Consider the following 22,820-nt stretch of genomic DNA (forward strand, 5'->3'; position numbering starts at 1 on the left):
CGTTCATGGCGTGCTGAGGACCTCGTCCAGGTCCAGCCGCGTGCGCGCCCTCTGCAGGTCGTCCTGGTGCTTGAGGATCACGCCGAGGCTGTCCTTGACCACCTCGTCGTCGAGGATGTCGGCCCCGAGGGCCACGAGCGTGCGCGCCCAGTCGATCGTCTCGGAGACCGACGGGGCCTTGCGCAGCGGCATGGCCCGCAGCGCATTGATGACCCGGACCAGCGACTCGCCGAGCGTGGCGTCGAGATCGGGGACCTTGAGCCGGACGATCTCCTGCTCGAGCTCCGCGTCGGGGAAGTCCACGTGCAGGAACAGGCAGCGGCGACGGAGCGCCTCGGACAGCTCACGGGTCGCGTTGGACGTGAGCACCACGAACGGGCGGTGCTTCGCCGTGACCGTGCCGAGCTCGGGCACGGTCACCTGGAACTCGCCGAGGACCTCCAGCAGCAGTCCCTCGATCTCGACGTCGGCCTTGTCCGTCTCGTCGATCAGCAGGACGGTCGGGCTGTCGCTGCGGATCGCGGTCAGCAGGGGGCGGGGGAGCAGGAACTCCTCCGAGAAGATGTCGTCCCGCGCCTCGTCCCACGACTCGCCCTGGCCGGCCGTGATGCGCAGCAGCTGCTTGGCGTGGTTCCACTCGTACAGAGCGCGCGCCTCGTCCACTCCCTCGTAGCACTGCAGGCGGATGAGATCTGCCCCGCAGGCCTCGGCGACGGCGCTGGAGAGCGCGGTCTTGCCGACGCCGGCCGGACCCTCCACGAGCAGGGGCTTGCCGAGCTCGCTGGCGAGGAACACGGTGGTCGCAATGGCGTCGGAGGCCAGGTAGCCCGCGGCGGCGAGCTTGGCCTTGACGTCGGCGATCGAGTCGAACGGCATGGTGCGCATGCCTACGATGATGCCGTGGCCCTGATCGAGATCGTCCGCGAGGTGCATCTCACACCCGATGAGGCGTGGTCGCGGCTCACGCACTGGGAGCGCCACGGCGACCACGTGCCGCTCACGCACGTCGTCCGCACGGCGGACGGCTTCGACGCGTTCACGGGCGTGGGCCGGGTCGGGTTCCACGACCCGATGGATGTCGTGGAGTGGCGCGAGCCGTCGTTCTGCCGCCTGGAGAAGCGCGGGCGCGTGATCACCGGGTGGGCGGAGCTGAGCGTCGTCCCGGTCGACGGGGGCAGCCGGGTGACGTGGCGCGAGGACATCCACGTGACCGGCACGCCGCAGTTCATGGACGGCATCACTCGCGCGTCCAGCCGCCTGCTGTTCTCCCGCGTCATCGACGGGCTGCTGTCCTGACGCGCGGTCGCGCCGTGGGCTTGTCGAACCGACCACCACCCGTACGATCACAGCATGGGCTACTCACCGGAGACCGAGGCACTCGAGATCTGCCGCGACCTGATCCGCATCGACACCAGCAACTTCGGTGACGACTCGGGCCCGGGGGAGCGCAAGGCCGCCGAGCACGTCGCCGGGCTGCTGGCCGAGGTCGGCATCGAGCCGCAGATCCTGGAGTCGGCGCCTGGCCGGGCGAGCGTCGTCGCGCGCTGGGGCAACCAGGACTCGCCGAAGCCGGGCCTGTTGATCCACGGGCACCTGGACGTCGTGCCGGCCCAGGCCGCCGACTGGAGCGTCGACCCGTTCGCCGCCGAGGTCGTGGACGGCTACCTGTACGGCCGCGGCGCGGTCGACATGAAGGACTTCGACGCGATGCTGCTGTCGGTCGTCCGGGCCCGTCAGCGCGCCGGCGCGATCCCCGACCGTCCCATCACCTTGGTGTTCACCGCCGACGAGGAGGCCGGCGGCCCGCTCGGTGCCCACTGGCTGGTCGAGCACCACCCTGAGCTGTTCGAGGGATGCACCGAGGCGATCGGCGAGGTCGGCGGCTTCTCGACCGAGGTCGGCGGCCAGCGCCTGTACCTGATCGAGACCGGCGAGAAAGGCATCGCCTGGATGCGGCTGCGTGCGCGCGGCACCGCCGGACACGGATCGATGGGCAACCGCGACAACGCCATCACCCACCTGGCGCGCGGCCTGCTGGCCCTGGGGGAGCACGAGTGGCCGGGAGAGCCCGGTCCGTCGATGCAGCTGCTGCTCGCGAAGGTCCGCGAGCTGACCGGCTCGGACGGCACGCCCGAGGAGCTGCTGGAGCACTTCGGCCCGGCCGTGCGGATGATCGGCGCGGGGATGCGCAACACGACCAACGTGACGATGCTCGACGCCGGCTACAAGCACAACGTCATCCCCGGCGAGGCGCTGGCGTACGTGGACGGCCGCTACCTGCCGGGTCACGCCGACAGCTTCGTGCCGACCGTGCAGCAGATCGTCGGCGACGCGATCACCGTCGAGCCGTACATCGAGCAGCCCGCGCTCGAGTACGCCTTCGAGGGCGATCTGGTCGACAAGATGACGATCGCGCTGCACTCGCAGGATCCCGGCGCCCACATCGCGCCCTTCCTGATGTCGGGCGGCACCGATGCGAAGGCGTGGGACAAGCTGGGCATCACCTCGTACGGCTTCGTGCCGCTGCGGCTGCCCGCGGACCTCGACTTCACCGCGTTGTTCCACGGCGTCGACGAGCGCGTCCCCGTCGACTCCCTGAAGTTCGGCGCGAGGGTGCTCGACGGGTTCCTGGGCCTGGCGTAGCCACGCGACGACCTCCTACGGGGCTTCTTGCTCCAAAGACGTCGATTTCTCCGCCATGCTGCGAAAGGCTGGCACCCGGCTGCCGGCTGGGGCGGTCCGATCGCCGAAGGGGACGACGATGACGACGGAGCAGACGCCCGAGAACGAGCCGCCGATGGTGCCACCGGTGCTGTACGTCCCCGGGGACGAGGTGTTGGACGACGGCACGGTGTCGTTGGACTGCGGGACGGCCGCACCGCGCTCCTGGCCTACACGGCCCTCGACCGCCTGGTCGACTGCTGTGGCGATCGCCAGCCGTGGGTGCTGATCGAGACCTAGGCCCTCGACGACATCGCCGAGCAGCGCCCTACGACCTGATCCTGCTCGACATGGAGATACCTCTTGAGCACCGCCGTACGGGCGTGCCCTCATGAGCCGGCTCGAGCTGGGGGCCGGCACCCTGGCGAACATCGCGACCCGGGTGCAGTCGATCAGCGACGACCTGGAGTCGCTGGCGGGGTCGGCTCCCGCGGCGCCGGACGCCGGCGACATGAGTGGCGTCATCAGGTCCTTGCTCAGCGACCTGCTCGCGGTCTCCGGCGAGATCTCGCAGGCGCGTCCGCAGCGGCCGATGCCGTACGTATGGGCGGTACGGCATACGAGGAGACCGACGCCGCGAGCGCACAGGCGTTCTCCCGGCTCCACCGCACGGGAACCCAACCATGAGCATCTCCACGCGGATCGATGGATCCCCCGACGACATCACCACGGTCGGCGTCTGGAAACAAGGGCCGGCTGCAGCCGGCGCTCACCGACGCCATGGGTGCGCTGCGCAGTGCCGAGTCCGAGGCTCAGGCCGGTTGGAAAGGGGACTGCCGGCTCGGCCTTCGTCACCGGTATGTCGTCGTGTCGCAGCGGCGTCCAGAAGATCGGTGATGACGGCGAACGCGTCGGCGCGAAGATCGAGCGGTACGCTCCAGACCGCGCAGGACGGCATGCAGCAGATCTGCACGGACGCCTCGACAGCCGGTCTGACGCTGACGGCACGCACGATCCAGGATCCCGGCGCGGGCCCCGGCAAGCCGTGGAAGTCCGGGGAGCTGTCACCGGAACAGGCTCGCGAGTTCGACCGGATGACCGCCGAGTACGAGGACCACCAGAAAAAGATTGCGGCCTATGACCACGCCCAGTCGTCGGCCAGCCGAGTCGAGACCGCGCTGGAGTCGGCCAAGGGCGTCCTCACGACCTTCGTCAGCGAGCTGACGGGCAAGTGGCATCTCAACTCAGCGGATCTCGTGGTGGGCGCGGCAGCCATGTACACCGGTCGGCACGCGAGCATTCTCACCAAGCACGCCGCCGCGCTCGCCGACGACGCCAAGCGGCACCTTGACCATGACCTCAAATCGCCGGGTGGCAGCCCCGAGAGCAAATACAACAACCGCCGTGTCTTCGAGAGCAGACTGGCGTCCGCCGAGGCCAAGGCCCGTGGCGTGAAGTGGGCCGTGTCGCCTCGAAGCTGGACAAGGGCGGGCCCGCGCTGGCCCTTGTGGGCACGGGGCTGGACATCGCGCAGGGCAAGGGTCCGGGCAAGGCGATCCTGTCGGGTGGGGTGGGGGTGGGTGCCGGAGCGCTTCTGGTGGCGTCCGCTCCGGTGTCCGCGCCGGTTCTCCTGGTGGGCGCCGGGGCCGTCGGCGTCGGTATCGTGGGCAGCATGGTCGCAGACAAGGTGTGGGACGACGTGGTCCCGGAAGGGGCGAAGAAGGCGATCGACGGCGGTCTCAAAGCCGTCGGCGGTGGCGCCAGGCACGTCTGGAACAAGGTCTTCTGACATGACCTCGGCCTCTCTCGGTTCTGCTGATCGTGCACCGTGGCCCGAGGAGTGGGGGACCGAGGGCACACCGGGACGTGTCTGGCGTCTGATCGTGTTAGGACTGCTGTTCGAGGCCCTCGTCGTGGTGGCGACGGTCGCCACCTTCTTCAGCTCGGATCGTGTCCTCGTGGTGCCGTTCGCACTGGGAGGGATCGCGTTCGGCGCCTTCCTGTGGGTGGGCTGGACGACGCAGGCCCGTGTGCATGCCCGCGGCAGCGCGGGGATCTCGTGGGACGCGGACCGTGGCGCACTCGTCGTCGACGACCAGCGCCTCGTCACCATCGTGTACCTCGCGGCCACCGGCGTGCTGGCGCTGTTCGCGTTCCTCGCTGTCATCGTGTCGGGGTGGAGCGCGCTCGACGACGGCGGCTCAGATGCGACCGTCACCTTCGTCCTGTGCCTGGCTCTGCTGGCCGGTCTGGTGATCGGTGGTGCGCAGATGTGGCGGCGGGGAACCCCGTGGCTCCGGGTTTCACCCGAGGGGCTCAGCCACAAGGCAGGCGGCAAGGAGACCGAGCTCGCGTGGCGGGACATGTACGGGATCATGCTGACCAACGTCACCGGCAAGGACTACTCCATCACGGCGACCGGACCGTCGATCTCGAAGGACGTCACCATCGTCGGCCAGACCTTGGCAGCAGACCCCGCCCTCGTGGCCCAGCTGATCGAGTTCTACTGGTCCCACGAGGACGCCCGGGCCGAGCTCACCACCGAGGCCTCACTGCGACGCATCCAGTCCGGCAACTTCGCCCCCCAACGCTGACGCTCGGGTTGTTACCGCTGACGCGCGGGTTGTTGCCAGTGACGCGCGGGTTATCGCCGCTGACGCGCGGGTTATCGCCCGTGACGCTCGACAACACGGCGCGGGTCACCGACAACACGGCGCGCGTCAGCGTGGGGGGGGTCAGAGGGTGCTGCGCATGCGGATGATCTTGCGGCGCAGCGTGACGGTGCGCTGACCGGTGCCGTCCTTGCGGAGACGGTCGAGCTCCCAGCCCTGGTACTCCGCGGCGTCGGTGAGCATCCGGCAGACGGCGGACCGGGACTTGGTCCGGTCGATCGTGAGGTTCCAGAACTCGTACTCGATCATCGACTCACCTCTCACCGTGCTGCCTCCGACACGTCGTCGAGCGCCTGATGGATCTCGGCGGGGAGCTCGACGTCCTCCACCGCGAGATTCTCCTGCAGCTGCGAGGCCGTGCGGGCCCCCACGATCGCGGCCGCGACCTGTGGCCGCTCGAGCAGCCAGGCCAGCGCGACGTGCGCGATCGTGACGCCCAGGCCCTCGGACGCCCGGGCCAGCGCCTCGACGACACCGGACTTGCCGGGAGTCAGGTACTGGCCCACGAACGTCTCCCACCCCGGGTCTGCGGCACGGGAGTCCGCCGGGATGCCGCCGCGGTACTTGCCGGACAGCACGCCCCGGCCGAGCGGCGACCAGGCGAGCACGCCCATGCCCAGGTGCTGCGCCGCGGGGACGACCTCGTCCTCCGGGTCGCGGTTGACCAGGGAGTACTCGACCTGCGTGCTGACCAGAGGGATCGTGTCGGCCCGACCGGCGAGCCACGTCTGGGCGAGCGCAGTCTGCCACCCGGTGAAGTTGGAGATGCCGACGTAGCGGGTGCGTCCGGTCCGCACCGCGTGCTCGAGCGCCCCGAGCGTCTCCTCCAGGGGGACGTTCGGGTCTGGCGTGTGGATCTGCCACAGGTCGAGGTGGTCGGTGCCGAGCTGCCGCAGCGACAGGTCCAGCTGGTCGAGCAGCGTGCCCCGCGAACCGTCCCGCACCGTCTCGCCACCACGGCGCACGAACCCGGCCTTGCCGGCCAGCACGACGCTGTCCCGGGCACCGTTCTTCGAGATGAGCGTGCCGAGCAGCTCCTCGCAGGCACCGTCGCCGTAGATGGGCGCGGTGTCGACGAGCGTCCCGCCGGCGTCGAGGAATGCGGTCAGCTGGTCCTGCGCCTCGTAGGCGTCGACCGTGGCACCCCAGTTCATGGTGCCCAGCGCGAGGCGGGACACCGTCAGCCCGGAACGACCGACGCGGCGATACTGCATGTCTGAAGGCTAGTGGGGCGTCCCCAGCGCCGCCGGTAGGCTCGCGCTGTGGATTTCCTACAAGCTGTGGTGCTCGGCGTCATCCAGGGTCTCACCGAGTTTCTCCCCATCTCCAGCAGTGCCCATCTCGCGATCTTCCCGAAGTTCTTCGGCTGGGACGATCCCGGGGCCGCGTACACCGCGGTGATCCAGATCGGCACCGAGCTCGCGGTGCTGCTCTACTTCTGGCGGGACATCTGGACCATCGGCTCCGGCTGGGTCCGGGGCGTGTTCTCCCGGGAGGCCCGCCAGGCGCCGGAGTGGCGGATGGGCTGGTTCGTCATCATCGGCTCGGTGCCGATCGTGATCCTCGGCCTGCTCCTGCAGGACGCGATCGACCGCGAGTTCCGCAACCTGTGGGTCATCGGCACGACACTGATCGTCCTGGGCCTCGTGCTCGGGCTCGCCGAGCGGGTGGGACGCAAGAGCAGCCCCATCGAGGACCTGACGATGAAGCACGCGATCCTCCTCGGCCTCGCCCAGGCCGGTGCCCTCGTCCCCGGCGTGTCCCGCTCGGGGGCGACGATCAGCATGGGGCTGTTCCTCGGCTACGAGCGCGCTGCGGCGACCCGGTACGCGTTCCTGCTCGCGATCCCGGCGGTCGTCGGCGCCGGCATCTTCAAGCTCAAGGACATCGGCGGCGACAACGCGTACGGCGTGGGCCCCACGATCGTCGGCACCGTCGTGTCGTTCGCGGTGGGGCTGGCCGTGATCCACTGGCTGCTCCGGTACGTCAGCACGCACTCGTACACGCCGTTCGTGATCTATCGCATCAGCCTCGGCGCCCTGGTGCTCGTGCTCGTGGGCGCCGGCGTCATTGCCGCGGGGACCACGGTCGGCTAGGCACTCAGAGCCAGCCGGACCGCTTGAACCGTCGGTAGATGTACAGGCACAACCCGGCGATCACGACCATGCAGGCCGGGTAGCCGTACGTCCAGTTGAGCTCGGGCATGTGCTCGAAGTTCATGCCGTAGACGCCCGCGATGGCCGTCGGGACCGCGAAGAGCGTGGCACCTGCCGTGAGCTTGCGCATGTCCTCGTTCTGCTGCACGCTCAGCTGCGCGAGGTGCGCGTTCAGCGCGTTGTCGAGCAGGTGGTCGATCGAGTCGATCGCCTCCGCGGCACGATCGAGGTGGTCACCGATGTCCCGGAAGTACGGACGGGCCGTCTCGGGCGCCGACGAGGTCGCGAACCGGTGGATGGGCTCGCGCAGAGGGAAGACCGCACGACGGAACTCGAGCGTCTCGCGCTTGAGCCGGTAGATGCGGGTCGAGTCGTTCGAGCGCTCTGCCGAGAAGACCGAGCTCTCGACCTCCTGGACGTCGGTCTCGAGCTCGGCGGCGACGTCCTCGTAGTGGTCCACGATCGAGTCGACGACGGCGTACAGCGCCGCGGTCGGGCCGTGGGAGAGCTGATCGATCATCGACTCCGCTGCCTTTCGCGCGTCCCGCATCTCGGGACCGCCGTGCCGCACCGTGAGCAGGTAGTTGGCGCCGAGGAAGAGGTTGACCTCGTGCGTCGTGATGTCGTCGTCGCTGTAGGAGACCGTACGGATCGACATGAACGTGTGGTCGGCGTACCGCTCCACCTTGGGACGCTGGTGCGCCTCGAGCGCATCCTCGACCGCGAGCGGGTGCAGTGACAACGAGTCAGCGACCCGGTGCAGCTCCTTTGACGTGGGGTTGGCGATGCCGATCCAGAGGAACTCGTCCTCGCCCAGTCCGGCGAGCGCGGCGTCGAGCGACGTCGAGTCGTGCGGGGTCGTCTCACGGACCCCGTCGCGGTACACCGCGCAGTCGATGATCATGCGGTCATTCTGCCCCGAGGCCGGTAGGCCCCGCCGTCGACCCAACCGTCCAACGGATACGCTCGTCCCCATGCGCAGCTGGTCGGTTCCTGAGGTCCCTTCTCTCGGCGATCTCGGACTCGGCACCGGTCCGGTCGTCCAGGTCCACGACACGTCCGCGGGACAGAAGCGTCCGGTCGACCCCGACGCCCGTGCCCGGCTGTACGTCTGCGGGATCACCCCGTACGACGCGACCCACATGGGGCACGCGGCGACGTACCTGGCGTTCGACCTGCTGCAGCGCGCCTGGCGCGACCGCGGGCTCGACGTCGTCTACACGCAGAACGTGACCGACGTCGACGACCCGCTGCTGGAGCGCGCACAGGCAACCGGTGTCGACTGGGTGGAGCTGGCCGAGCGCGAGACCCAGCTCTTCCGCGAGGACATGACCGCGCTGCGGATCATCCCGCCGGCTCACTACATCGGCGCCGTCGAGTCGATCGACCTCGTGGTCGACCTCATCGAGCGGCTGCGCACGGCAGGTGCCGTCTACTCCGTCGACGAGGACCTGTACTTCGACGTGCACGCCGATCCGGGCTTCGGCCTGGTCTCCGGCTTCGACGAGCAGGAGATGCTGCGGATCTTCCCGCAGCGCGGTGGAGATCCCGACCGGGCCGGCAAGAAGCACCCGCTGGACTGCCTGCTGTGGCAGGCCGAGCGGCCCGACGAGCCCTCGTGGGAGACCCGCCTCGGGAAGGGCCGTCCGGGCTGGCACATCGAGTGCGCCGCGATCGCGCTGCACCACCTCGACCCCGCCTTCGACGTGCAGGGTGGCGGGTCCGACCTGGTCTTCCCGCACCACGAGATGTCCGCCTCCGAGGCGACGGTCGCGACCGGTGAGCCGTTCGCGAAGGCCTACGTCCACGCCGGCATGGTCGGCTACGAGGGCGAGAAGATGTCCAAGTCCAAGGGCAACCTCGTGCTCGTCTCCAAGCTCCGCGAGGCCGGCCACGACCCCATGGCCATCCGGCTGGCGCTCCTCGCGCACCACTACCGCAGCGACTGGGAGTGGTTCGGCACCGAGATCGAGGAGGCCGAGGCGCGGCTGGCACGCTGGCGCGACGCCGTGGCCCGCACCGTCGCGCCGTCGGGCACCGCGGTCCTCGAGCAGATCCGCGCCGCGATGGCCGACGACCTCGACGCACCCGCGGCGATCGCCGCGGTCGACGCGTGGGCCGCCGACGACTCGGCGGAGGACCCGCAGGCCGGCCGCACGGTGCGCACGGCGATCGACGCGCTGTTGGGCGTCGCGCTGCAGCCTCGGGACTAGAAGCTCGGCCCGCGGCGGTTCTCGGGGATCGGCTGCCGTCGCTGCCGACCCAGCTCGCCGCCGATGCGTCCGCCGTACGGACGTCCGTGGTCGGCGAACTCGTCGCGGACGTACGACATGCGCCAGTCCCCGAGCTGGATGCGCGCTCCTGTGCGCAGGATCTGCTCGGGCCGCTGCAGGCCCCCGACCGTGCTGAGCATGCGGGTGCTCCGGGCGACGAGGACGTACTCGTCGTCCTCGGTACGGATGATCTCGGCCTGCAGCTCGTCGATGCCGTCCAGCTGGAGACCGACGCTCTCACCGCTGCCGATCGTGACACCGTCCGGCGACAGGTGGTAGACGCCGACCGGCCACGGTGCCAGCGGGTCGGAGGTGTCCGAGAGGTACAGCCGCGGGTGCCCGCCCCCGGCGGGGTCGTGCGTCGTCGATGCCACGTGGGGGAGCGTCGCCATGGACGGCAACGGGGGCCACGGTGTGCCCGGAGGCAGACCGGGGCCCCGCAGCCGGGTCGCCCGGCTCGACGGCCGCAGCCTCGCCCGAGCCGCTGCCGCGGCCCGGGTCCAGCTGCCGAGCCGCATGTGGCGCGAGCGCGTCACGAGACGGTGCGCGGGGGAGGGCTCCACGGCCCCCAGGCTGACGATCAACCCGTCCGGGCCGGAGACGTCGACGACGAGGCCGAGCTCTGCGAGCTGCGCTGCCACCGCCCGGACGGCTGCGCGCGAAGGCTGGCCGACGAGCGACAGGATGTCGTCGCTGTGCACGCGGACCCGGTTGCCGTCGGCCGTCACCGTCGCGTGCACGTGCGCGGCGGGGTGCCCGTCACCTTCCGGGACGTCGATGTCGAACGTCAGGTCCGCCGTGAGGTGCAGTGCCGAGGACATCGTCACTCCCCGGGCCGGTCGGCGCCCGCCGCCGGGTCGTCACTGGTCGTGACGCGCAGCGTCCCGCTGACCTTCCAGGTCGCCCGGGGCGCCTGCGGACCGGTGTCGCGAGGCACCTCGATCTCCATGTCGACGAACTCGTAGCTCACCGCTGCACCCTTGCCGGTCAGGTAGCTCCACATCTCGCGGCCCAGGTCCGCCCAGTCGCTGACCGGCTGGATGGTGGGCGAGGTGACGTTCTCGTGAGTGCTCATGATTGCTCCTCGAGTCACACGGGCGGGGGATGCCGCCCCCTCCTTCGAGAGTCCCACCGATACCGGCGGGCGCAAATCGTGATCGGCTCCCGGGCCGTCAGCCGCCCGGCCCGCAGGAGTCGCTCCCGCTGTAGCAGGGGTCGTAGTTCGCGGGCAGCTCGTACGTGGGCGGGTCCGGCTTCCACCGGTCGCTCGGCACCGCGAACACGAAGGAGACGACCACGGCCAGGACGACGCCGATCGTCGCCGGGACGCCCAGCCACCGGCTGCCGGCCACCAGCGCCGCAACGGCGCTGACGACCATGGCGGTGATGCAGATCGACGCGGTCCACACGTACCGGTGGACCTGGGACGCCGTGGGGTCGGCCACCTCGCCGAAGACGAAATAGACCTCCGTGAACTGCCAGACCAGGGCCAGTGTCGAGAAGATCCCCACGCCCAGGCAGAAGCCCGAGACCAGCCGTGAGCGAATGCCGTCGCTCGGACCCCGATCCGTGGACACCACCACACCCTAGACGGTGCGGGCGCCTCTACTCGGGATCGACGTTGCGGCGACGCAGGTAGCGCTCGAACTCGCGCGCGATCGCGTCGCCCGACGCCTCCGGCAGCTCGCTGGTGTCCTGCTCGTTCTCGAGCGCTTCGACGTACTCGGCGATCTCGTCGTCCCGCGACGTGAGGTCCTCGGCCCCGCGCTGCCAGGCCTCGGCCATCTCGACCAGGACCCCCTGGGGCAACGGCAGGCCCATCGCGTCCTCGAGCGCGCCCAGCAGCGCCAGCGTGGCCTTGGGGCACGGCGGCTCGGCCAGGTAGTGGGGGACCGCGGCCCAGAGCGAGGCGGCCGCGATGCCCTCGGCCGCCGCCATCTCGTTGAGCACCGACGTGATGCCGACGGGCCCCGTGTAGCGCGACGGCGTCAGCGACATGCGCTCCATCAGTCGGGGATCGCTCGTCGACCCGCTGACCGGCACGGGGCGGGTGTGCGGCGAGTCCGCGAGGAGGGCACCGAGCGTCACCAGCTCGGTGACGCCGGCCAGCTTGGCGACCCCGATCACGGTCGAGCAGAAGGTCTTCCAGCGGAAGTTGGGCTCGGGGGCCCGCAGCAGCAGCACGTCACGGTCCCCGCGCCGGGGACGGGCGTGGTAGATCGCCGGAGCCGGCCACGTGATGACCCGCTCGCCGCGGTCGCTCGTGCCCACCTCCGGACGCTGCACCTGGAAGTCGTAGAAGTCCTCGGGGTCCAGCTCGATGAGCAGCTCGGCGTCCCACTCCTCGATGAGGTGGTCGACGGTGCCCGACGCGGCGTCGGCCGCGTCGTTCCATCCCTCGAACGCCGCGACCATCCAGGGATTGCGCAGCGGCGGGATATCAGCGCTTGAAGTCACGTCCCAACCCTAGCCCGGCCTGACCATGGCGAGCGAAGCGAGCAGGCGGCCGGGTCGAGCGCCTGCGCGAGACCCGGGATGAGCGCGAGGAACGAGCGCGCCCGCCTATTACTCGTTCTCGGTGCGGTAGCCGAGGTTGGGCGACAGCCACTTCTCGGCCTCGGCGACGGACCAGCCCTTGCGCGCGGCATAGTCCTCGACCTGGTCGCGGCCGATGCGTCCGAGGACGAAGTACTGCGAGTCCGGGTGCGAGAAGTACAACCCGCTGACCGACGCGCCGGGCCACATGGCCATGCTCTCGGTCAGCTCGATGCCGGTGTTGGCCTCGACGTCGAGCAGCTCCCAGATCGTCTGCTTCTCGGTGTGCTCGGGGCACGCGGGGTAGCCGGGGGCGGGGCGGATGCCGTCGTACTTCTCCTTGATGAGGTCCTCGCTGCTCAGCGACTCGTTCGGCACGTACGCCCAGAACTCCTTGCGCACCCGCTCGTGCAGACGCTCCGCGAACGCCTCGGCGAGCCGGTCGGCGAGCGACTCCAGCAAGATCGCGCTGTAGTCGTCGAGGTTCTTCTTGAACTCGGCGATCTTCTCACCGATCTCCGCGCCGGCGGTCACGGCGAACGCGCCCACGTAGTCGCGCAGGCCGGTGTCCTTGGGGGCGACGAAGTCGGCCAGCGACTTGCGCGCCGAGCCCTCGCGTCCCTCGCCCTGCTGGCGCAGCTCGTGCAGCGTCGTGCGGACGGTGGTGCGGGACTCGTCGGTGTAGACCTCGATGTCGTCACCGGCCACCTGGCTCGCCGGGAACAGCCCGAAGACGCCGTTGGCCCGGATCCACTTCTCGGCGATGATCTGGTCGAGCATCGTCTGCGCGTCCTCGTACAGCTTGCGCGCCGCCTCGCCCGTCGCCGGGTTGTTGAGGATGTCGGGGAACTTGCCCTTCATCTCCCACGCGTTGAAGAACGGCTGCCAGTCGATGTACGAGCGCAGCTCCTCGAGCGAGTAGTCGGTGAAGGTCTTGACGAACTGCGTGGCCTCGCCGTGACGGTGGTCGCAGCCCGGACCGCTGCACAGGTCCCGCGCCTGCTGCACGAGCATGCGGGGACGCGGCGGCTGGTAGCTGCTCCAGTCGATCGGGGTCGCCTTCTCACGGGCCGCCTGGATCGACAGCAGCGAGCGGGTGTCCTGCCGGGCGGCGTGGCGCTCGCGCAGCGCCTCGTAGTCGGCGCTCGTCTCGGCGAGGAGCTTGGGCCGCTGCTCGTCGGACAGCAGCGCGGCGACGACCGGCACGGACCGGGACGCGTCCTTCACCCAGATGACGGGTCCGTGGTACTGCTGGGCGACCTTGACCGCGGTGTGGGCGCGGGACGTCGTGGCGCCGCCGATCATCAGGGGGATGTCGAAGCCCTGACGCTCCATCTCCTTGGCGAAGTTGACCATCTCGTCGAGGGACGGGGTGATGAGCCCGGAGAGGCCGATGACGTCGGCGCCCTCGGCCTTGGCCGCGTCGAGGATCTTCTGGGCGGGCACCATGACGCCGAGGTCGACGACGTCATAGTTGTTGCACTGCAGGACGACGCCGACGATGTTCTTGCCGATGTCGTGCACGTCGCCCTTGACCGTGGCCATGACGACCTTGCCGTTGCTGCGCTCGACGTCGCCGGGCTGCTTCTCGGCCTCGATGAACGGGATGAGGTACGCGACGGCCTTCTTCATGACGCGCGCGGACTTCACGACCTGGGGCAGGAACATCTTGCCCTCGCCGAACAGGTCGCCCACGACGTTCATGCCGTCCATGAGGGGGCCCTCGATGACCTCGATGGGGCGCCCGCCGCGGGCGGAGATCTCGGCGCGCAGCTCCTCGGTGTCGGACTCGGCGAACTCGTCGATGCCCTTGACCAGGGCGTGCGTGATGCGCTCGCCGACGGGCAGGGAGCGCCACTCCTCGGTGGCGACCTCCTTCACGGAGCCGTCACCGGCGAAGTCGCCGGCGATCTCGAGCAGGCGCTCGGTGCTGTCGGGACGCCGGTTGAGGATGACGTCCTCGATGCGCTCGCGCAGGATCTCGGGCACCTCGTCGTACACCTCGAGCGCGCCCGCGTTGACGATTCCCATGTCCATGCCCGCGTTGATCGCGTGGTACAGGAACACCGCGTGGATGGCCTCGCGCACGGGGTTGTTGCCGCGGAACGAGAACGAGACGTTGGAGACGCCGCCGGAGACGAGGGCGCCGGGCAGGTTCTGCTTGATCCAGCGCGTCGCCTCGATGAAGTCGACGCCGTAGTTGGCGTGCTCCTCGATGCCTGTCGCGACAGCGAAGACGTTGGGGTCGAAGATGATGTCCTCGGCCGGGAAGCCCACCTCGTCGACGAGGATGCGGTAGGCCCGCTCGCAGATCTGCTTGCGGCGCTCGAGGTTGTCGGCCTGGCCGTCCTCGTCGAACGCCATCACGACGACAGCGGCGCCGTACTTGCGGCACAGCCGCGCCTCGCGGACGAACTTCTCCTCGCCCTCCTTCATGGAGATCGAGTTGACGATCGACTTGCCCTGGACGCACTTGAGCCCGGCCTCGATGACCTCCCACTTGGAGGAGTCGATCATCGTCGGGACCCGGCAGATGTCCGGCTCGGTGGCGATCAGCTTCATGAAGCGGTCCATCGCCTCGACGCCGTCGATCATGCCCTCGTCCATGTTGACGTCGATGACCTGCGCACCGGCCTCGACCTGCTGGCGGGCGACGGCCAGTGCGGTGACGTAGTCGCCGGCCTTGATGAGGTTGCGGAACCGCGCCGAGCCGGTGATGTTGGTGCGCTCGCCCACGTTGACGAACAAGGTGTCCTCGACGACCGTGACCGGCTCGAGGCCCGACAGCCGCAGGGCGGGGGAGGTCTCGGCAGGCACGCGAGGCGTCTTGCCCTCGACCTCGCGGGCGATCGCGGCGATGTGGCCCGGCGTGGTGCCGCAGCAGCCGCCGACCATGTTGACGAAGCCTGCGTCGGCGAACTCCGCGACGATGGCCGCGGTCTGGTCGGGCTCCTCGTCGTACTCGCCGAACGCATTGGGCAGGCCCGCGTTGGGGTAGCAGGACACGAACGTGTCAGCGATGCGCGACATCTCGGCGATGTACGGTCGCATCTCCTTGGCGCCGAGCGCACAGTTCAGGCCCACGAGCAGCGGGTTGACGTGCCGGATCGAGTGCCAGAACGCCTCGGTGACCTGGCCGGAGAGCGTGCGACCGGACGCGTCGGTGATCGTGCCGGAGATGACGACCGGCCAGCGACGTCCGTACTCCTCGAACAGCGTCTCGACCGCGAAGATCGCGGCCTTGGCGTTGAGGGTGTCGAAGATCGTCTCGATGAAGATGACGTCGGCGCCGCCGTCGAGCAGGCCGCGGCCCGCCTCCTGGTACGCCTCGACGAGCTCGTCGTAGGTGACGTTGCGGGCGCCCGGGTCGTTGACGTCGGGGGAGATCGAGGCCGTCCTGGACGTGGGGCCGAGCGCGCCGGCGACGTAGCGCGGCCTGTCCGGGGTCTCGGCGGTGACGGCGTCGCACTCGCGCCGCGCGAGACGTGCCGACTCGACGTTGAGCTCGTACGCGAGGTCCTGCATGCCGTAGTCGCTGAGCGAGATCGAGTTGGCGTTGAACGTGTTGGTCTCGATCATGTCGGCGCCGGCCTCGAGGTACTCGCGGTGGATGCCCGCGATGATCTCGGGCTGCGTGAGCGTCAGCAGGTCGTTGTTGCCCTGGACGTCCGAGGGCCAGTCCTTGAAGCGCTCGCCGCGGTAGCCGGCCTCGTCGGGACGGTCGCGTTGGATCGCCGTGCCCATGGCACCGTCGAGCACCATGATCCGGCTCCGCAGGAGCTCGGTCAGCGCGTCGGTCGCGTCGGGGCGGAGATCAGGGGCGTGGGACACAAGCATTCCTCGAGGTGCGATGGGCGAAGGAGTGCTGGGGAACTCCAGCCGGCGGCGGGCTCGCCTGGGCCTCGGGGGTTCCCGAACTACGGCTCCATTGTCGCATGATCGCCAAGGGCACCGGGGACATCGACCCCGGCGTGGACAGCGCTCCCGAGCGACGCGGTCTGCTCGACTACCGTGGGGCCGGTGACCTCCTACTCCGCCGTCCTGTGGGACCTCGACGGCACGATCGTCGACACCGAGCCGCTGTGGATGGCCGCCGAGCACGAGCTCGCCGCGTCGCACGGCAAGATCTGGACCGAGGAGGACGCCCTCCAGCTCGTCGGCAACTCGCTCATCGCGTCGGGGGAGTACATCCGCGACACGCTCGAGATCGACATGACCGCCGAGCAGATCGTCGACCACCTCGTCGAGCGGCTGGCCGCGGCACTGAGCAAGGACGTCGTCTGGCGACCCGGCGCCCGTGAGCTCATCGAGGCGCTGGCCGCTCAGGGCGTGCCGCAGGCCCTGGTGACCATGTCGTACGTCCAGATCGCCGAGCCGATCGCCTCCGCGCTCCCGTTCGCCGCGGTGGTCACGGGAGACGCCGTCACCCGCCCGAAGCCGTTCCCCGACCCGTACCTGCGCGCCGCCGAGCTGCTGGGTGTGGACGCCACCAAGTGCCTCGCGATCGAGGACTCCGCCACCGGCGCCGCCTCCGCGACCGCAGCGGGCTGCGACGTCCTCGTCGTCCCGCACTTCGTGCACGTGCCGGAGGCGGATCGCCGGGTGCAGATCCCGACCCTGGTCGGGCTCAGCCCGGACGATCTCGACGGCCTCTTCGGTCTCTGACGCCCGTTGCGGCACCGCCCCGCCGCGGGGCCGGTGGTCCTGCCACCGTACGACCGGGAGATCGGGCCCAAACGGTGGCGTACGCACCGCTCGGCGGCCGTGCGGTCACCCGTTAGGTTGGGACGGTGAGCTCCACCCAACGACCCGGCACGTGGCGGATCGGACGGATCGCCGGCGTCGACCTGCTGATCAAGCCGTCGCTGCTGCTCATGGGTGCTGCTCTCGTCGTGGTGTTCGCGCCCCGCTACGAGGACCGGTCCGACACGAGCCCCTACGTCCTGGCTGCGGTGTTCGTCGTGGCCCTGTACGTGTCCGTGCTCGTGCACGAGATCGCGCACGTCCTGGTCGCGCGCGGCTACCGGATGCAGGTCGACTCGGTGACCCTGCACCTGCTCGGCGGCGAGACGCTGATCAAGGGCGAGAGCCGCACGCCGGGCCAGGAGCTGGTCACCTCGATCGCCGGTCCGGCCGCGTCCTTCGCGATCGCCCTCGGCGCCTTCGCGGTCTCCGGCGCGATGGACATCAACACGACGTCCGACATCATCTACTCGATCGCGTTCGTCAACCTGATCGTCGCGGCGTTCAACATGCTGCCGGGTCTCCCGCTGGACGGCGGACGCGTCTTCCGGGCGATCATCTGGAAGGTCACCGGCGACGAGGAGAGCGGGATCCGTATCGCCGCCTGGATCGGCCGGTTCGCGGCCGTGGCGCTGGTCGCGGCCACGCTGTGGTTCATCGGCGACGTGCAGGACACCGCGATCAACGTCCTCATCGCGGTCTTCGTCGCGTTCTTCCTCTGGCAGGGCGCCGGGGACGCGCTGCACAACGTCGGACAGGCCGCCCGCATCAACGGGCTGGTCGCGCGCGAGATAGGGTTCCCCGGCGCCACCCCGCCGCCCAACGCCGAGACGTTGTCGGCGGATCTTCGAGGTCCCGACCTGCTGCGCGCCATGGCGGCGCGGCCGGCCGAGGCCTATGCCCTGACCGAAGCCGACGGAAGCGTGTTCGGTGTCCTCACCACACGCGCCGTCGACGAAGCCTATAGAGCGAGCCGCCGATGACCTCCTTCACCCGCAGTGGACCCCTTCTCGAGGGGGAGTGGGTGCGACTGACCGACCCCAAGGGCCGCAAGCACAACGTGCAGCTCGAGGCCGGTCGCGAGTTCTCGACCAAGAAGGGCCAGATCAAGCACGACGACATGATCGGGCAGCCCGAGGGCATCGTGATCCAGTCGTCGATGGAGTTCCCGTACCAGGTCTTCCGTCCGCTGCTGTTCGAGTACGTCGTCTCGATGCCGCGCGGCGCCGCGATCATCTACCCCAAGGACGCCGCGCAGATCGTCGCGCAGGCCGACATCTACCCCGGGGCCCGCGTGGTCGAGGCCGGCGCCGGGTCCGGCAGCCTGACGGCGTACCTGTTGCGGGCGATCGGCCCGACCGGCACGCTCGGCTCGTACGAGCTGCGCGAGGAGTTCGCCGAGAACGTCACCAAGAACGTGCACCAGGTCGCCGGCACGGACCTGCCGGGCTGGACGCTGACGGTCGGGGACGTGCGCGACGTCATCACCGAGACCGAGATCGACCGGCTGATCCTCGACATGGTCGACCCGTGGACGTGCATCCCGCTCGCGGCAGAGCGTCTCGTGCCCGGTGGAATCGTCTGCGCGTACGTCGCGACGACCACGCAGCTGTCGCTGTTCGTGGAGACGGTCCGTGCCGACGGCGGGTTCACCGAGCCCCGCGCCTGGGAGACGCTTGAGCGCGACTGGCACCTCGAGGGGCTCGCCGTCCGGCCGCAGCACAAGATGAACGGTCACACCGCGTTCCTGGTGACGGCCCGCCGGATGGCTCCCGGTTACCGCTCGATGGGCACGTCGCGGCGCCCGGCGCCCGGCGCGTACGGACCCGACTACAAGGGACCTCGGCCCGCCGGCCTCGACGACGCGTAGCGACCTTCCTGCAACCTCCGCCGCACGACACTCGGGCCTGTGTCCGAGATGACCGCGCGCTTGTGGTGGCTGCAGGTAGGGTCGTGCGTACGAGCAGGAGGTGTCTGATGAGTGATGACAAGCACACCGGCATGAGTGGTCCGGCGGGCAGTTCGGACCAGGAGATCGCGTACTTGCGTGCGGAGGTCGAGCACCTGCGCCGCCGTCTGGGCACCGAACGGTCGACCGACTCGCGCCTGTCCGAGCTCGAGGCGAAGCTCTCGGCCACCAGCAGCCAGAACGAGCGGCTGACCACGACACTGCGCGAGGCGCGTGACCAGATCGTCACCCTCAAGGAGGAGGTCGACCGGCTGGCCCAGCCGCCGACCGGCTTCGGCACCTTCCTGCAGCGCAACGACGACGACTCGGTCGACGTGTTCACGGGCGGTCGCAAGATGCGCGTGAACGTCAGCCCCTCGGTCGACAAGGACGCCCTGCGCAAGGGCCAGGAAGTCATCCTCAACGAGGCGATGAACGTCGTCACGGCGCTGGAGTTCGAGCAGACCGGCGAGGTCGTCACGCTCAAGGAGATCCTGGCCGACGGCCAGCGGGCCCTCGTCATCGGCAACGCCGACGAGGAGCGCGTCGTGCGCCTGGCCGAGCCGCTGATGGGACTGAAGATCCGCGCCGGCGACTCGCTGCTGCTCGACGGACGGTCCGGCTACGTCTACGAGCGGGTCCCGAAGTCCGAGGTCGAGGAGCTCGTCCTGGAGGAGGTCCCCGACATCGACTACGAGTCGATCGGCGGCCTGCGGGGCCAGATCGAGTCCATCCGCGACGCGGTCGAGCTGCCCTACCTGCACCCCGACATCTTCATCGAGCACGAGCTGAAGCCGCCCAAGGGCGTGCTGCTCTACGGCCCTCCCGGCTGCGGCAAGACCATGATCGCCAAGGCGGTCGCGGCGTCGCTGGCCAAGAAGGTCTCGGAGAAGACCGGCGAGGAGGGTCGCTCGTTCTTCCTCAACATCAAGGGTCCCGAGCTGCTCAACAAGTACGTCGGTGAGACCGAGCGGCACATCCGCCTCGTCTTCCAGCGGGCCCGTGAGAAGGCCAGCGAGGGCACCCCGGTCATCGTGTTCTTCGACGAGATGGACTCCCTGTTCCGCACCCGCGGCTCCGGCGTCTCCTCCGACGTGGAGAACACGATCGTCCCGCAGCTGCTCAGCGAGATCGACGGGGTCGAGGGCCTCGAGAACGTCCTGGTCATCGGTGCCTCGAACCGCGAGGACATGATCGACCCGGCGATCCTGCGTCCGGGACGCCTCGACGTCAAGATCAAGATTGAGCGGCCCGACGCGGAGTCGGCGCGTGACATCTTCAGCAAGTACCTCACCGCAAGCCTGCCGCTGCACGCGGACGACCTGGCCGAGTGGGGTGGCAACCGTCAGGACACTGTCGACGGGATGATCCAGCGCACCGTGGAGCGGATGTACACCGAGTCCGAGGACAACCAGTTCCTCGAGGTCACGTACGCCAACGGCGACAAGGAGGTCCTGTACTTCAAGGACTTCAACTCCGGCGCCATGATCCAGAACATCGTCGACCGCGCGAAGAAGATGGCCATCAAGGACCTCCTCGAGCACGGGCAGCGCGGACTGCGGGTGCAGCACATGCTGCAGGCGTGCCTCGACGAGTTCAAGGAGAACGAGGACCTGCCCAACACGACCAACCCCGACGACTGGGCGCGGATCTCGGGCAAGAAGGGTGAGCGCATCGTGTTCATCCGGACCCTGATCTCCGGCAAGAGCGGCAACGAGCCGGGTCGGTCGATCGACACGGTCGCCAACACCGGTCAGTACCTCTGACGCATCGATGGAGAGCCACACCTCGACGCACGACCTCCGGGTCGTCTCGTACGCGAGCGACGACGCACAGCTGCTGACCGCCGAGGTCCAGGCCGAGTACGGTCGTCGCTACGGCGGCGACGGCGACGTCTCACCGATCGACGTGCACCAGTTCGACCCGCCCGGCGGGCACTTCGTGATGGTCTACGTCGACGGCGTCCCGGCCGCGATGGGCGGCTGGCGCCGGGGCGGGCCGGCAGGGGAGTCCGACGCCGAGATCAAGCGGATGTACGTCCGCCCGGCGTACGCCCGGCGGGGGCTGGCGCGGGAGATCCTGGCCGAGCTGGAGCGCTCGGCCGCCGCTGCGGGCATCACGCGCCTGGTGCTGGAGACCGGCACCAAGCAGCCCGAGGCCATCGCCCTGTACCACTCGGCCGGCTATGTCGAGGTCCCGAAGTTCGGCTTCTACCGCGACTACGACGACAGCGTGCACCTGGGCAAGATCATCGCCTGACCGTCACGCGCGCACCTCGGTCCTCACCTTCGCTGGAGGGCGCAGGGCCACTGCCACGCCCACTGCGGCCACGGCCAGCCCGGCGAGGCCCAGCGCCGAGACCCTGTCCCCGAACATCAGGGCGGCCCACAGCATGGTGGTGGGCGGGGTGAGGTAGAGCCACGTGCTGGCCCGCGTCGCGCCCTGGGTGCGGGTCACGTAGAGGTAGGAGCCGTAGCCGCCGAAGCTCGACAGCAGCACGACCCAAGCGATCGCGACCCAGAACGCCCCGGCTGTCGGCACGCCCGTCGTCCCGTCGACGAGCGCCAGCACCGAGAACGCGACAGCGCCCGTGAGCGTCTGGATCGTCAGCGAGACCAGCATGGACTCCGGCGGCTGCCACCTCTGCTCGAGCACGGTCCCGCACGACAGCGCCAGCATGCCGCCGACGGGCAGGAGGTAGACCCACCACGCGGCTCCGCCGGCGGAGAGGTCGCCGCCCACCACCAGGATCACGCCGACCAGGCCGAGCGCGAGACCGACGAGCTGGGCCCTCCGGGCGCGCTCCCCGAGCGCCAGGACCGCGAGCGCAATCACCACGAGCGGCTGCAGGGAGGCGATCAGCGAGGTCGTGCCGGCCGCCGCGCCGAGCCCCACCCCGCCGACGATCAGCCCGAGGTACGCCACCTGGATCAGCAGCCCCAGCACGACCTGCCGGCCGAGGGTGTGGCGGTCGAATCGCACGCGCCGCCAGGCGCAGATCGCCACGAGGATCGCCGCGGCGACCAGGTACCGCCACCACAGCACGGCGGACGCTGGCGCCTCGCGGGTGCCGAGCTCCGCGCCGATGAATCCCGAGCTCCACAGGATCACCAGCGCCACCGAGGGGGCGACCGTGGTGCGGAGCAGCTGTGGCGACATGCGCCCAGATAACCACACCGGTCGGTATACTTTCAGTATAGATCCGGGAGGAACCCAGATGACGACCATCACCGAGCCCCGCATGACGCCCACGGCCGTCCGCATCCTGCGCACCGCTGCGGACCTGTTCTACGCGAACGGTCTTCGCGCAGTCGGCGTCGAGCGCATCGCGGAGGACGCGGGCACCACGAAGAAGACGATCTACGACCGCTTCGGCTCCAAGGACGGCCTGATCACGGCGTACCTGCGCGACCGACGCGACCGCTGGCACGCGTTCGTGACGGCGTACGTGGACGAGCGCGCACCCGAGCCGGGGCGCGAACGCGTGCTGGCGGTGCTCGACGCGCTGGAGGCCTGGATGGCCCAGGGCTCGCGCGGCTGCGGATTCGTCAACGCCTACGCCGAGCTCGGCGGCACCGACCACCCGGCGCTGCCGATCATCACCGAGGAGAAGCAGTGGACCCGCGACTACTACGTCGAGCTGCTCACCGAGATGGACGTCCCGGAGCCGGATCGCCGGGGCCGCGAGGTGGCTCTCGTGCACGAGGGCGCGACCGTGCAGCTCACCGCGGGCGGGCAGCCCGACGCGATGACCGACGCCCGCGCACTGGTGGGACGCATCCTGGACGCCGGTGTCGCAGCTCGTGACGCCACCGGGGTGACCGTAGGCTGA

Annotated in this window: 23 protein-coding genes; 13 read left to right on the top strand and 10 right to left on the bottom strand. The window is 69.7% G+C overall.

Features of this window, described 5'->3' with window-relative positions; genetic code table 11:
• Window positions 1-3 precede the first annotated feature (3 nt).
• Window positions 4-885, bottom strand: a complete 882-nt coding sequence (locus C3E78_RS09180; RefSeq protein WP_199906787.1) for an AAA family ATPase — start codon at window positions 883-885, stop codon at window positions 4-6.
• A 15-nt stretch (window positions 886-900) separates the two neighbouring features.
• On the opposite strand from C3E78_RS09180, the gene C3E78_RS09185 reads away from it, so the two are divergent.
• The 5 genes from C3E78_RS09185 (at window position 901) to C3E78_RS09205 (ending at window position 5,255) form a co-directional block, all read left to right on the top strand.
• The gene (locus C3E78_RS09185) at window positions 901-1,296 is read left to right on the top strand and encodes an SRPBCC family protein (RefSeq protein WP_108578005.1); all 396 of its coding nucleotides are present in this window, start codon (window positions 901-903) and stop codon (window positions 1,294-1,296) included.
• 54 nt (window positions 1,297-1,350) lie between these two features.
• A complete protein-coding gene (locus C3E78_RS09190; RefSeq protein ID WP_108578006.1) occupies window positions 1,351-2,643 on the top strand; it encodes a M20/M25/M40 family metallo-hydrolase in 1,293 nt (430 codons plus the stop codon).
• A gap of 27 nt (window positions 2,644-2,670) precedes the next feature.
• Entirely contained in the window at window positions 2,671-2,961 is a 291-nt protein-coding gene (locus C3E78_RS18785) for an SAV_915 family protein (RefSeq protein WP_424922760.1), read from the top strand.
• Between the two features lie 1,156 nt (window positions 2,962-4,117).
• Window positions 4,118-4,450, top strand: a complete 333-nt coding sequence (locus C3E78_RS09200; protein WP_108578007.1) for a hypothetical protein — start codon at window positions 4,118-4,120, stop codon at window positions 4,448-4,450.
• Between the two features lies 1 nt (window position 4,451).
• Entirely contained in the window at window positions 4,452-5,255 is an 804-nt protein-coding gene (locus C3E78_RS09205) for a hypothetical protein (protein WP_108578008.1), read from the top strand.
• Window positions 5,256-5,396: 141 nt separating this feature from the next.
• Here C3E78_RS09205 and C3E78_RS09210 read toward each other — a convergent pair whose 3' ends face one another.
• Both C3E78_RS09210 and C3E78_RS09215 read right to left on the bottom strand, forming a co-directional pair.
• Window positions 5,397-5,582 (bottom strand): DUF5703 family protein, encoded by a 186-nt coding sequence (locus C3E78_RS09210; protein WP_108578009.1) that lies wholly within the window; start codon window positions 5,580-5,582, stop codon window positions 5,397-5,399.
• An 11-nt stretch (window positions 5,583-5,593) separates the two neighbouring features.
• Window positions 5,594-6,547 carry an aldo/keto reductase gene (locus tag C3E78_RS09215; protein ID WP_108578010.1) on the bottom strand — a complete coding sequence of 318 codons (954 nt, stop codon included), beginning with the start codon at window positions 6,545-6,547 and terminating at the stop codon, window positions 5,594-5,596.
• Window positions 6,548-6,595: 48 nt separating this feature from the next.
• On the opposite strand from C3E78_RS09215, the gene C3E78_RS09220 reads away from it, so the two are divergent.
• Window positions 6,596-7,429 carry an undecaprenyl-diphosphate phosphatase gene (locus tag C3E78_RS09220; protein WP_108578011.1) on the top strand — a complete coding sequence of 278 codons (834 nt, stop codon included), beginning with the start codon at window positions 6,596-6,598 and terminating at the stop codon, window positions 7,427-7,429.
• 4 nt (window positions 7,430-7,433) lie between these two features.
• On the opposite strand, the gene corA is transcribed toward C3E78_RS09220, so the two are convergent.
• The gene (gene corA / locus C3E78_RS09225) at window positions 7,434-8,393 is read right to left on the bottom strand and encodes a magnesium/cobalt transporter CorA (RefSeq protein ID WP_108578012.1); all 960 of its coding nucleotides are present in this window, start codon (window positions 8,391-8,393) and stop codon (window positions 7,434-7,436) included.
• Window positions 8,394-8,463: 70 nt separating this feature from the next.
• Between corA and mshC the strand changes: the two genes are divergently transcribed.
• Complete coding sequence (gene mshC, locus C3E78_RS09230; RefSeq protein ID WP_108578013.1) at window positions 8,464-9,702, top strand: cysteine--1-D-myo-inosityl 2-amino-2-deoxy-alpha-D-glucopyranoside ligase; 1,239 nt, start codon at window positions 8,464-8,466, stop codon at window positions 9,700-9,702.
• Here the strand turns inward: mshC and C3E78_RS09235 are convergent.
• The 5 genes from C3E78_RS09235 to metH form a co-directional block, all read right to left on the bottom strand.
• On the bottom strand, window positions 9,699-10,583 hold the full coding sequence (locus C3E78_RS09235) for an FHA domain-containing protein (RefSeq protein WP_135804925.1): 885 nt from the start codon (window positions 10,581-10,583) through the stop codon (window positions 9,699-9,701). The genes mshC and C3E78_RS09235 overlap by 4 nt on opposite strands.
• A 2-nt stretch (window positions 10,584-10,585) precedes the next feature.
• Complete coding sequence (locus tag C3E78_RS09240) at window positions 10,586-10,837, bottom strand: hypothetical protein (protein WP_108578015.1); 252 nt, start codon at window positions 10,835-10,837, stop codon at window positions 10,586-10,588.
• Window positions 10,838-10,934: 97 nt separating this feature from the next.
• Window positions 10,935-11,339 carry a DUF6234 family protein gene (locus C3E78_RS09245; RefSeq protein ID WP_135804924.1) on the bottom strand — a complete coding sequence of 135 codons (405 nt, stop codon included), beginning with the start codon at window positions 11,337-11,339 and terminating at the stop codon, window positions 10,935-10,937.
• A gap of 28 nt (window positions 11,340-11,367) precedes the next feature.
• Window positions 11,368-12,219: a PAC2 family protein gene (locus C3E78_RS09250; RefSeq protein WP_235833767.1), complete on the bottom strand. Its 852-nt coding sequence runs from the start codon at window positions 12,217-12,219 to the stop codon at window positions 11,368-11,370.
• 108 nt (window positions 12,220-12,327) lie between these two features.
• Window positions 12,328-16,128 (bottom strand): methionine synthase, encoded by a 3,801-nt coding sequence (metH, locus tag C3E78_RS09255; RefSeq protein ID WP_268916171.1) that lies wholly within the window; start codon window positions 16,126-16,128, stop codon window positions 12,328-12,330.
• 189 nt (window positions 16,129-16,317) lie between these two features.
• On the opposite strand from metH, the gene C3E78_RS09260 reads away from it, so the two are divergent.
• From C3E78_RS09260 to C3E78_RS09280, 5 genes are all read left to right on the top strand, one after another.
• Entirely contained in the window at window positions 16,318-16,962 is a 645-nt protein-coding gene (locus C3E78_RS09260) for an HAD family hydrolase (protein WP_108578019.1), read from the top strand.
• Window positions 16,963-17,087: 125 nt separating this feature from the next.
• On the top strand, window positions 17,088-18,023 hold the full coding sequence (locus C3E78_RS09265; protein WP_108578020.1) for a site-2 protease family protein: 936 nt from the start codon (window positions 17,088-17,090) through the stop codon (window positions 18,021-18,023).
• Window positions 18,020-18,910 (top strand): tRNA (adenine-N1)-methyltransferase, encoded by an 891-nt coding sequence (locus C3E78_RS09270; protein WP_108578021.1) that lies wholly within the window; start codon window positions 18,020-18,022, stop codon window positions 18,908-18,910. The genes C3E78_RS09265 and C3E78_RS09270 overlap by 4 nt, the downstream gene beginning before the upstream one ends.
• Before the next feature lie 131 nt (window positions 18,911-19,041).
• Complete coding sequence (arc, locus tag C3E78_RS09275; protein WP_424922770.1) at window positions 19,042-20,754, top strand: proteasome ATPase; 1,713 nt, start codon at window positions 19,042-19,044, stop codon at window positions 20,752-20,754.
• A gap of 7 nt (window positions 20,755-20,761) precedes the next feature.
• On the top strand, window positions 20,762-21,247 hold the full coding sequence (locus C3E78_RS09280) for a GNAT family N-acetyltransferase (RefSeq protein ID WP_108578023.1): 486 nt from the start codon (window positions 20,762-20,764) through the stop codon (window positions 21,245-21,247).
• Between the two features lie 3 nt (window positions 21,248-21,250).
• Here C3E78_RS09280 and C3E78_RS09285 read toward each other — a convergent pair whose 3' ends face one another.
• Window positions 21,251-22,147: a DMT family transporter gene (locus C3E78_RS09285; RefSeq protein ID WP_108578024.1), complete on the bottom strand. Its 897-nt coding sequence runs from the start codon at window positions 22,145-22,147 to the stop codon at window positions 21,251-21,253.
• A gap of 58 nt (window positions 22,148-22,205) precedes the next feature.
• Here C3E78_RS09285 and C3E78_RS09290 point away from each other — a divergent pair, with 58 nt between their 5' ends.
• Entirely contained in the window at window positions 22,206-22,820 is a 615-nt protein-coding gene (locus C3E78_RS09290) for a TetR/AcrR family transcriptional regulator (RefSeq protein ID WP_108578025.1), read from the top strand.

It is taken from the genome of Aeromicrobium chenweiae (assembly GCF_003065605.1).
GTDB classification, from domain to species: Bacteria; Actinomycetota; Actinomycetes; order Propionibacteriales; family Nocardioidaceae; genus Aeromicrobium; species Aeromicrobium chenweiae.

Excerpts from the sequence above, each read along its gene's own strand:
- C3E78_RS09215 (WP_108578010.1), bottom strand. The coding sequence starts at position 6,547 with ATGCAGTATCGCCGCGTCGGTCGTTCCGGGCTGACGGTGTCCCGCCTC.
- C3E78_RS09280 (WP_108578023.1), top strand. The coding sequence starts at position 20,762 with ATGGAGAGCCACACCTCGACGCACGACCTCCGGGTCGTCTCGTACGCG.
- C3E78_RS09270 (WP_108578021.1), top strand. The coding sequence starts at position 18,020 with ATGACCTCCTTCACCCGCAGTGGACCCCTTCTCGAGGGGGAGTGGGTG.
- C3E78_RS09240 (WP_108578015.1), bottom strand. The coding sequence starts at position 10,837 with ATGAGCACTCACGAGAACGTCACCTCGCCCACCATCCAGCCGGTCAGC.
- C3E78_RS09290 (WP_108578025.1), top strand. The coding sequence starts at position 22,206 with ATGACGACCATCACCGAGCCCCGCATGACGCCCACGGCCGTCCGCATC.
- corA (WP_108578012.1), bottom strand. The coding sequence starts at position 8,393 with ATGATCATCGACTGCGCGGTGTACCGCGACGGGGTCCGTGAGACGACC.
- C3E78_RS09210 (WP_108578009.1), bottom strand. The coding sequence starts at position 5,582 with ATGATCGAGTACGAGTTCTGGAACCTCACGATCGACCGGACCAAGTCC.
- C3E78_RS09285 (WP_108578024.1), bottom strand. The coding sequence starts at position 22,147 with ATGTCGCCACAGCTGCTCCGCACCACGGTCGCCCCCTCGGTGGCGCTG.
- C3E78_RS09235 (WP_135804925.1), bottom strand. The coding sequence starts at position 10,583 with ATGTCCTCGGCACTGCACCTCACGGCGGACCTGACGTTCGACATCGAC.
- arc (WP_424922770.1), top strand. The coding sequence starts at position 19,042 with ATGAGTGGTCCGGCGGGCAGTTCGGACCAGGAGATCGCGTACTTGCGT.
- C3E78_RS09180 (WP_199906787.1), bottom strand. The coding sequence starts at position 885 with ATGCGCACCATGCCGTTCGACTCGATCGCCGACGTCAAGGCCAAGCTC.
- C3E78_RS09190 (WP_108578006.1), top strand. The coding sequence starts at position 1,351 with ATGGGCTACTCACCGGAGACCGAGGCACTCGAGATCTGCCGCGACCTG.
- C3E78_RS09205 (WP_108578008.1), top strand. The coding sequence starts at position 4,452 with ATGACCTCGGCCTCTCTCGGTTCTGCTGATCGTGCACCGTGGCCCGAG.
- mshC (WP_108578013.1), top strand. The coding sequence starts at position 8,464 with ATGCGCAGCTGGTCGGTTCCTGAGGTCCCTTCTCTCGGCGATCTCGGA.